The organism is Micromonospora sp. NBC_01655 (assembly GCF_026339755.1).
Taxonomy (GTDB): Bacteria; Actinomycetota; Actinomycetes; order Mycobacteriales; family Micromonosporaceae; genus Micromonospora.
Window position 1 is genome coordinate 3,422,784 of sequence record NZ_JAPEQF010000001.1, and the last position, 10,559, is coordinate 3,433,342.

Consider the following 10,559-nt stretch of genomic DNA (forward strand, 5'->3'; position numbering starts at 1 on the left):
TACCGGATCCTTCTCCCCGTCGGCCACCACCCCCACAGCCTCATGCGTGGGGAGACAGCCTGCCGACAGGTCCTCAGCACCCACGGCGACGGCGAATTCCGGGCGGGGGCGCTTCGGTCAGGGAGTCCGGGGGGTTCCTGGCGTGGGTGCCGCTGCGCAGCAGGTGCGCCTTCCCGGCGCCTTTGGAGCTGAGTCGAATACGACATCGGCCACGCCCGCCGCGATCGGCGACCGCAGGCCACGACCGCAGGCCACGACCGCAGGCCACGACCGCTGGCCACGACCGCTGGCCACGACCGCAGGCCACGACCGCCAGCAACCCGACGGGGCGGTGGGTAACCGCGACGGTGGCGGCCCGACCGACGGTGATGACGTGAACGACTCAGCTCCATAGGCACCATCCCCACGCCATCGACCGCCGCCCACAGTTCCGCACGGGCCACCATCCCCCCGCCGACCGGGGACCGTACCCACGACCATGCAATGGCCCTGCCTCGCGTCACCCTCCACCCAGGCGTACACCCAGGTCAGACACACCCCAATCGACTACGCAAAGACCCTGCCCCAGAACCGACGGATTACCCGATCAACGTTCAAAGACGCGGCCTAGCCGTCGATCCTGGTGATGTTGCGGATCTTGTTGGACGCGTCCAGGGCGGCCACCTTGTACGCCTCCGCCAGTGTCGGGTAGTTGAAGACGGTGTCGACCAGGTAGTCGACCGTGCCGCCGCAGCCCATGACCGCCTGTCCGATATGGACGATCTCGGTGGCGCCGGTCCCGAACACGTGCACGCCCAGCAGGCGGCCGTCGTCCGGCGAGACGAGCAGTTTCAGCAGGCCGTACGAGTCACCGACGATCTGGCCGCGGGCCAGCTCGCGGTAGCGCGCGATGCCGACCTCGAACGGCGTCGAGCTGTCGGTCAGCTGCTCCTCGGTCTTCCCGACGAAGCTGATCTCGGGAATGGTGTAGATGCCGATCGGCTGCAACTCGTGCAGTTCGCGGGCCGGCTCGCCGCAGGCGTGTTGCGCGGCCAGTCGGCCCTGCTCCATCGACGTCGACGCCAGCGCGGGGAAGCCGATCACGTCACCGACCGCGTAGATGTGGTCCACCGTGGTGCGGTAGTTCGCGTCGACCGCGATCCGGCCGCGCCGGTCGGCCGCCAACCCGGCCGCCTCCAGGGCCAGGTCGTCGGTCTGGCCCTGCCGGCCGGCCGAGTACATGACCGTGTCCGCGACGATCTTCTTGCCGCTCTTCAGGACGCACAGCGCCGCGCTCTGGTGCTTCTCCACTGCGGCGACCTCCTCGCCGAAGCGGAACGTCACGGACAGGTCGCGCAGGTGGTACTTGAGCGACTCGACCACCTCCTCGTCGCAGAACTCGAGCATCCGGTCGCGGCGCTCCACCACGGTCACCTTCGTACCGAGCGCGGCGAACATCGACGCGTACTCCATGCCGATCACGCCGGCGCCGACCACGACCATGCTGCGGGGTACGGCCTGGAGGTTGATGACGCCGTCGGAGTCCACGATCGTGCGGTCGTCGAAGTCGACGCTGTCCGGGCGGGCCGGGCGGGTGCCCGCGGCGATGATGGCCTTGTCGAAGGTGACCCTGGACTCGTACCCGGGGCCGTCGTTAACCCAGACCGAGTGCGGGTCGGCGAATCGTCCGGTACCGGTGATCAGCGCGACCCGGTTGCGGGCGAGCTGGTTGCGGATGACGTCGGTCTGCCGGCTGATCACGTGTTGGGTCCGGGCGGCCAGGTCGCTGACCGTGATCTCCTCCTTGACCCGGTAGCTGCTGCCGTACAGGTCCCGCTGGCTCATGCCGCTGAGGTAGAGCACGGCCTCGCGTAGCGTCTTGGAGGGGACGGTGCCGGTGTTGATGCACACCCCACCGATCATGTCGCGGCGGTCCACGACGGCGACCCGCCTGCCGAGCTTGGCGGCGGCGATCGCGGCCTTCTGACCACTGGGCCCGGAGCCCAGCACTAACAGGTCGTAGTCATACACGACGGTAAGCCTCGCAAGTTGGCGCAACCCGTGCCAGCCGGGTCCACCCACGGTCCCCGGCCGGATCGGCCGGGTGGTCACCCGGTGACGGACGGCGCGGGGTGGCAGGGCCGGCACGTCGCCGGCACGTCGCCGGAACGGCGGGTCACGGCAGCCGCCCATTCTGCACCGCAGCGCCGCCGCCCGAACGGGCCGGGGGCCGGCTGCCCGTACGGCCGAGCGACGGGTGTCCCGGCCAACCGGGACACCCGTCTCTGGTGGACGGGCGCGCCGGCCGGAAAGACTGCCGTGCGCCGCTACCGCAGCGGCCGTCCGACAGTGGCGCGTGCACCGTGCCGCGAGTCGCGGCCGCCGGCAGCGACGGGTGAACCTCCCGTCGGCCCCGCGCCGCGGCGCACCGACCCACCGGCCGGATCCGGCTCGTGGAACCGCGAAAGGAAACTCGACGATGGACGCTCCGGGCGGACCACCCCACGTTGTCTGTGGGCCGATCGTGCGCCGGGTCGATCCGGGCAGCGTGGCGGTCTTCGTCGCCGTCCGGTCCGCCTGCGCCGTCACCCTCACCGTGTTCGAGGTGGGCCCCGGCCCGGACTTCGCCCGGGGCGCCACCGTGGCGACGGGCAGCCGGGCCGCGGTCCGGCTCGGCGGCAACCTGTACGTGGCCACCGTCCAGGCCGTCGGCGGGCTCCAACAGGGCCGGCTCTACGGCTACGACCTGTCCTTCCCGGGCTCCACCGGCAACTGGTCGAGCCTGCTGGCCGAGGGGGCGGTGGCCGCCGACAGGACCGCCGCCCGATCGCTGCTCAGCTACGCCGGTGACCCGCTGACCAAGGGCGGAGCGCCCGAGTACCCCAGCTTCGTGACGCCCCCGGCGGACCCCGGAAAGCTGCGGATCTTCCACGGGTCGTGCCGCAAACCGCACGGCGAGGGCCACGACGCGCTGGCCGTGCTGGACCCGATCATCGCGGCGGCCGGCGCGGACCCGACGCTGCGCCCGCACCAGCTGGTGCTCGGCGGCGACCAGATCTACGCCGACGACGTCGCCGACGTCCTGCTGGCCATGGTGCACGGGCACGACGCGGTCCCCGCCCACGACGGGCTGCCGGCCGTCCCGGAGTTGCCCGGCCTCGGGGCCACCCTGGGCCTGCCGCCGGAGCTGCTGCCCGACGGCTCCGCCAACCCGCCCGCCGACCGGCTGTTCACCCCCGGCAACCGGGCGGTGACCCTGTCCCGGGACGCGAAGTTCACCTCGGGCGAGGCCCACAGCCACCTGATGTCGCTGCGCGAGTACGCCTGCATGTACCTGCTCGTCTGGTCGGACCAGCTCTGGCCGGCGACGTACCCGAGGTTCGAGCACGTCTTCCCGGCCGACACCCGGATCCTGCGCGACCCGCAGGGCGGTGGGCCCGGCGACACCGTCTACGACCGGCTGCTGGTCGGCCGCGCCTACGACGCCAGCAGCCAGCAGCAGAAGATCATCCACCGCTACCTGCGGTGGCGGGAGCAGACCCTGCGGCTGAAGAACTTCCAGCGCGGGCTGGTCGCCGTGCGCCGACTGCTGGCCAACGTGGCCACCTACATGGTCGCCGACGACCACGAGGTCACCGACGACTGGAACATGACCCGGGAGTTCGTCACCGACGCCGTGCTCTCCTCCGAGCTGGGCCGGCGCGTCGTGCGCAACGCGATGGCCGCGTACGCGGTCTTCCAGGCCTGGGGCAACACGCCGGACCGGTTCGCCGAGCAGGGGACGGCCGGCGAGCCGGGCTGGGAGATGCTGGCCGCGCTGAGCGGCTGGCTGGCCGCCCCGGGGGCGACGGACGACCAGCGGCTGCGGGACCGCCTCGGCCTGCCCACCGCGGTCGGTGCCGACGGGCGGCCGGTCCGCCCGGCCGGCGCCCTCACCTACCACTTCACGGTCACCTGGCCGCGCTACCAGCTCGTCGCCCTGGACACCCGCACCTGGCGGGAGTTCCCGGCCGGCGCCGGGCGCCCCGGCGGGCTGCTGCTCGCCGACCACCCGCTCAACGAGATGATCAGCGGCGGCGGGGTGCTGGACGACGAGGCGGTGACCGTACTCGCGCAACCGGTCGCCGTGTTCGGCATGCCGCTGCTCGAACAGGTGGCCCAGCCCGCCATGAAGGCCCTCGCCGGCCGGTACGAGGCCGACGCCGAGGACGCCTGGATCACCAGCGACGCGGCCACCCACAAGTTCCTCGGTCGGCTGCTCTCCGCCGCCCCGCCCGGCCCCGACGGGGTGCGGCGTCGGCGGATCGTCATGCTCGGCGGCGACATCCACTTCGGCTCGGCCGAGCGGATCCGCTACTCCGCGACGCTGCCGTACGCCTGCGGCCCCGACCCGGCCCACCCCTTCCAGGGGGTCAACCGCACCGAGGGGGTGATCGCCGGCTTCGTGTCCAGCGCGTTGCGCAACGAGGTGTTCCTGACCCGCCTGCTGCACGACGTCGGGTACGTGCCGTTGCTGGACAGCCTCGGCCGGATCGACCTGGTGGGTTGGGCCAACGAGGACGAGCAGCAGCAGGGCCGGCGCTTCCAGGCCGGGGTCCAGGTCAGCGTGGCCGCCGACGCCGTCTCCCAGTGGTGGGTCTCCGGCCGGCCCGCGGTCAGCGACTACGACCGGCTGAAGCTGCTCAGCCGCCCGCCGGAGTGGAGCATCCAGGTGCAGTTCGCCCACCACGACGAGGCCGACCCGACGGTCCGGCGCGACGGCGCCCCGGAGGACGTCCTCGACCCGACCGGGCTGCCCCGCGAGCAGGCGCTGGCGCAGTACCTGGCCGCCGCCCGCAACCTCGACGGATACCTCGGCAGGTGGGGCAACGGCAAGGAGATCGTCGGGCACAACAACCTCGGCGAGATCACCTTCGACTGGCCGGCGGGCGAGCGCAAGTCGGCCACCCAGCGCCTCTGGTGGCACCTGCCCTCGGAGAACCGGGCCGCCGCGCTGACCAAGTACACCATCGACCTGTCGTACGGCTGCTCCCTGCTGGCCGAGCCGCCGTACGGCTACGTGCTGCGGCCCGACGACCACGACGCCCGCCCCGGGGGCAAGGCGCACTACGACGGCGCGGACCGGCCGGCCACCCTGGTCACCGACCGGTGGGTGACCCGGTTGCAGGGCGACCTGGCCACGTTGGGGTTCCGCCCGGCGCGCAACCCCGGCGAGTTCGACTCGACGACCTACTGGGCGGTGCGCGAGTTCCAGACGTACGCCCGGGCAGCCCGGGTCGCCCACGAGCCCGCCGAGGCGACCGCCACCCGGTACTCCGACCGGTTGGTGCCGGTCGACGTGCCGGAGGCCGAGCGCTATCTCGGACCGGTCAGCGGGGTGGCCGACCTGGCCACCCAGCTCGCCGTCCGGCACTGGCTGGACAAGCGGTGGCGCTGCCCGGTGGTGGTGGAGGCGTGGCAGGTCGCCGGCGGCAGCCCGCAGCACCTCGCCATGCCCAACGTCTGGTTCACCGACACCGGCCACCCGGCCGACCAGCGGCTCTACTCGCGGGTGGTGACCGGCCGACCGGCCGGCGCCGGGCCGGCGCCGGCCAACCACCCCGAGCTGATCCCGCTGGGTGGCTGGAGCAGCCGGCCCGGCGCACCGCAGTGGTCCGGCCCGCTGGTGGAGCCGGCGGTCGAACTGCTCCCCGAGAAGCTGATCCCGCCCAGGGAGGGAGAAACCGGCGGACCGTCGCTGGCCGCGCTGGCCGTCGCCGCCGGCAGCGCCGACCCCGCGGTGTCCGACCCGGCCCGCCGCCGGCTGTCCACCTTCAAGGTGCTGCGGGCGGTCGCCGAGAACACCCGGCCCGGCTCGGCCGGCGGCTGGTTCGACGCGCTGGACGGCACCGACGCGGGGCTGCTGCGGATCGGCCCGTTCGGCTGGCCGGCGGACGGGCCCCGCACGACGCCGGTGACCCTGCCGCCCCGGCCGGACTGGCGCACCGAACCCGGCCAGCTCTGGGCCTGGCTGGCCGCGCTGCGCGCCACCGACCGCGACGCGTACGAGGCCATGGGCGGGCTGGCCGGGCTGTCCGCGACGCCCGGCTGGGGGGTCGACGGCGGCGCCCTGATCTACCCCGGACTGCGGGTCGGCCGGGCCCGGCCGACGCTGAGCGACCACACCGGCGGCGCGGGCCTGCCGATCGAGAACGTCTTCGAGTTGAACGACCTGCGCGGCTGGCACTGGGTGCACCGCTTCACCACGGGCCTGCGAACCCAGCCGGGGGTCCGGCACAGCATCTGGCGCTTCGCCCGCCAGGGCCTGCACGACCTGCTCGGCACCGCGTGGGATCCGCCCGGCGCGGCCCCGGTGACGGTGCCGGACGTGCCCGGCCCGGACGGCAAGCCCCGCCGGGCCCGGGTCGGTGACCTGTTCACCTCGGAGCGGGCGGTGGCCCAGCTCGCCTGCTGGCAGGCGTTGCGCGCCCACCACCTCGTCGCCCTCGGACCGCCGGTCGCCGGTGAGCCGCCCGAGCAGCGGACCGTGCCCCGCGCCGCCACCGAGCTGCGCACCGTGCTGACCGTGGCCCGGACCCTCGGGCCGGACTTCACCGGCCCGCCCACCGGCTGGACCGACGCCCACGAGACCGCCCTGCTCACCGCGATCGGCCAGGTCGCCGCAGCCGACGCCGAGCTGACCGCCGCGCTGGCCGCGGTGCGGGCCTGGCCGGCCTGGCCGGGCGGCACGACGTACCAGTTGCCGGTCGCGGCGCTGCCGGCGGCCGACCGGACGCTGTCGCCGCAGCGTGGCTCGCTGCGGCTGGACACCAGCGACCTGTTCCGGGTGACCGGATGAGCCCTCGACGCCACGACCACGACCGCAGTGAAGGAGACCCGGACGCATGAGCGACGACGTCGAGCGGAACCGGAACGTCCTCGCCCTGCTCTGGGGCGAGCTTCGCACCCTGGCCGAGCCGGTGCTCGGCTCGTACGACCCGTGGCGGCGGGCCCGGCTGATGCGGGCGCTGGGCTGGGACCTGGAGGCGATCAGCGGGGTCGACGCGCACACGTTCGAGGCATGGGTCGGCACCGTCGGGACGGCGGTCGACACGCTGGACGCGGCGATCGCCGGTGGCCGGCCGGACTCGCTGGCCGAGCTCAAGAAGATCGGCACCGCCGCGGGCACCGCGTTCGGGCAGGTCGGCGCGCTGCCCCCCGCCGTGCGCGGGAAACTGCCCGCGGTGGACGGCCTGCCCGAGGCGTTGGCCGACGACCTGGTCGACCACCTGATCCTGACCTACCTGCTGCGCCGGGCCCCCTGGGCGGTGCCACTGCTGACCCTGCTCGGCCTGGTCACCCCCGGCGCCGAGCTGCCACCGAACCCGCCGATGCCGGCCGGCGACGCGCCGATCCGGCTGCCCCGCCACCGCGACGAGCTGCACCTGGAGCGGCTCGTCGAGCTGGTCGCCGACCCCGGCGGATACCTCAAGGGCCTGTACGCGCCCGCCGGCTGGGACACCCCGGAGGCCGTCGAGGCGCTGGCCGCGCGGCTGCTGCCCCGGCTGGCCGCGACGCTGCGGGCGTTCGGGGTGGACGCCGCGCACGGGGTGCGGCCGGGCATCGGCCCCGACCAGGGAGAGGCCGGGCTGCGGCTGGCCGACGGGCTGCTCCGGGTCCGGTTCGCCGTCGCGGGGCCGCCCGGCGGCGGGGAGCCGGCCGCGCTCGCCGGCCAGCCGGGACCGCGCGCCCTGGCCGGCCCGGCGGACGGCGATCCCGACGCCCAGCTCCGCCTCGGCGTCACCCTCGCCCTGGCCTGCTGGGACGGCCTGCTCACCGGGATCGTCGCCCCGACCGGCGAGGCACACCTCGAAGGCGCGTTCGGTCGCTGGAACGTCGCCACCGACCTGGCCGGGGCCGGCCCGGCCATCGCGATCAACTCGGCCGGGGTGACGGTCGCCGGCGGCGGCCCGGCGGTGAAATTCTCCGCCGAGGTCGCCCGGATCGCACCGAAGGACCAGCCCGGCTGGGTCATCGGCGCGCCCGACGGCACCCACCTGGCCATCGGGCAGCTCGTGCTGCGCGGCCGGGCGACGCTGGGCACCGGCCGCGACGACATCGAGTTGATGCTCGCCGCCGGCCGCGCCGAACTGGTGGTCAAGGCCGGCGACGGCGACGGCCTGCTGGCCCGGCTGCTGCCGGCCGACGGCCTGCGGTTCGGCTTCGACCTCGGCCTCGGCTGGTCGCTGCGGACCGGCCTGCACCTGTCCGGGGCCGCCGCGCTGACCGCCGACTACCCGATGCACCTCTCGCTGCGCGGCGTACACCTGGAGGGGCTGCGGATCGCGCTCGCGGCCAGCACGCACACCGCCAGCGTCGGCCTGACCGTCACCACCACGGTCCGGGCCGAGATCGGTCCGCTGCACGCGGTCGTGGAGAACATCGGCATCCGCGCCGACCTGACCTTCCCGCCCGCGTTGCCGGCCGGCACCGGCAACCTCGGCGGCGCCGACCTGGTGCCCCGCTTCAAGGCCCCGGACGGGGTGGGGCTGCGGATCGACAACGGCTTCGTCAACGGCGGCGGCTACCTCTTCGTCGACGAGCCGCGCGGCATGTACGCCGGGGCCCTCCAGTTGGGCATCGCCGCCAAGGACGGACTGTCGCCGATGCGGGGCTTCCTGCTCCAGGCCACCGCGATCCTCAACACCCGCAACCCCGACGGCAGCCGACTGGCCGAGGCCGACGGCGAGCACACCTTCTCGATGCTGGTCGTCGGCACCTTCCAGTGGTACCCGGGGCTGATGCTGTTCTGGGGCATCTCGATCACCGGCCTGGGCCTGGTGGTCGGGCACAACCGGCGCAGCAACCCCGAGGAGGTCCGCAACGCCGCCCGCGCCGGAACCCTGGACTCTCTGCTGTTCCCCGAGGACGTGGTGGGTCGCGCCCCGGCGGTGATCGCCACCCTCAGCCGGATCTTCCCGGTCGACCCCACCGGCACCGTGCTCGGCGCGATGGTCCGGCTGAACTTCCTCTCCGGGCAGATCGTCGCGGACCTGGCCGTGCTGGTCGAGTTCCCCGATCCGGTCCGGGTGCTGCTGCTCGGCAAACTGGTCGTCGACTTCCGGCCGGCCGGCCGGCTCCGGCTGGACTCGGTCGGCATCGTCGACGTCGCCCGCAAGGAGATCAGCCTCGACGCGGCCCTGATCGACTCCAACCTGTTCGGCCAGCCGGTCTCGGGCGAGATGGCCCTGCGGGCCCGGTGGGGCGGGGACAAGTCGTTCGCCATGTCGATCGGCGGGTTCCACCCGAGGTACTGCCCGCCGGCCGGCTTCCCCTCGCTCAAGCGGTTCGAGATCAAGCTGCTGAAGCTGGGCAAGGGGATCAAGCTCAACGCGTACCTGGCGGTCACCAGCAACACCGCCCAGTTCGGCGCCGAGCTGCTGATGAAGTTCGAGGCGGCCGGGTTCGTCCTCGACGGCCGGGCCTGGCTGGACGTGCTGTTCCAGTTCAAGCCGTTCTGGTTCACCGCCGAGATCGGCGCGTACGTCGCCCTGACCTACGACGGCACCGAGCTGCTGGTCATCCGCCTGTTCATCGGGGTGAGCGGCCCCGGCCCCTGGCGGGCCTGGGGCGAGGCACGGATCAAGTTCCTGTGGTGGGAGGTGTCGGCCAAGCTCGACTGGACCGACGGGAAGAAGAACGACCAGCCCGAACCCAGCTACGTGGACGCCGCGGACCTGCTCCAGCAGGCCCTGTCCACCCCGGACGCCTGGGCGGTCCGGGCCACCGCCGTCGGGGCGGAACCGGTGGCCCTGCGGGCGGTCGAGGACACCGGGGGAGCGCTGCTGCTCTCCCCGGGGGCCGCCCTCGGCGTACGCCAGAACGTCCTGCCCCTCGGCGTCGAGTTGCGGCGGATCGGCACCTCCCGCCTCCGTGGCCCGAACCGGTTCACCCTCACCGAGGTCAGCGCCGGCACCGGCGACGACGCGGCACGCGGCACCCTGGGCGAGGCGATCCTCGACGACTTCGCCCCCGGCCAGTTCCGCGACCTGACCCCCGAGGAGCGGATGCTCACCCCGGGCTTCGAACGACTGGAAGCCGGCCGCGAGGTGGCCCTGCCCGACCGCACCACCCTGCCGGCGGGCGACGACACCGTCTTCGCCGGGCTCGACGGCGACGGCGCCTACGACCGGGTGATCGTCGACGACCCCGACGACGCCGGCCGGGAGATGCCGGCGGCGGCGCCCACGCTGTCGGCCGCCGACGCCGTACCGGGCGGGCTGCTGGCCCTGTTCGCCGCCACCGGCCCGGCCGCCAACGCCCGTACCCGCAGCAGCGGGGCGGCCCGGTTCGCCGGGGCCGGCCTCGGCCTGCGCGACGCCGGGCCGTCCTGGGTGGCCGGCCGCGGCGCCCCGCGCCCCGCCGGCCGGCGGGGCCGACCGGCCCTCGCCCGGCTCCGCCCGCCGGTGGCCGCCCTGCCCACCGCGACCCAGGCGGCCGAGGTGGCCCCCGGGGGCGACCGTGGCCGGCTGATCCGCCGGGCCAGCGTCCCCGTGCCCACCCCGACCATCGTCCTGCCCGAACCCGAGAAGGTGTCCTGA

At 74.2% G+C, this 10,559-nt stretch carries 3 protein-coding genes; 2 read left to right on the forward strand and 1 reads right to left on the reverse strand.

All coding sequences use genetic code 11. The features are described from left to right. Nucleotides 1-606: 606 nt before the first annotated feature. Nucleotides 607-2,010: a Si-specific NAD(P)(+) transhydrogenase gene (gene sthA, locus OOK41_RS15955; RefSeq protein ID WP_117669864.1), complete on the reverse strand. Its 1,404-nt coding sequence runs from the start codon at nucleotides 2,008-2,010 to the stop codon at nucleotides 607-609. Nucleotides 2,011-2,458: 448 nt separating this feature from the next. Between sthA and OOK41_RS15960 the strand changes: the two genes are divergently transcribed. Further along, entirely contained in the window at nucleotides 2,459-6,817 is a 4,359-nt protein-coding gene (locus tag OOK41_RS15960) for a peptidoglycan-binding domain-containing protein (protein ID WP_266265721.1), read from the forward strand. A gap of 46 nt (nucleotides 6,818-6,863) precedes the next feature. Next, entirely contained in the window at nucleotides 6,864-10,559 is a 3,696-nt protein-coding gene (locus OOK41_RS15965) for a DUF6603 domain-containing protein (RefSeq protein ID WP_266265722.1), read from the forward strand.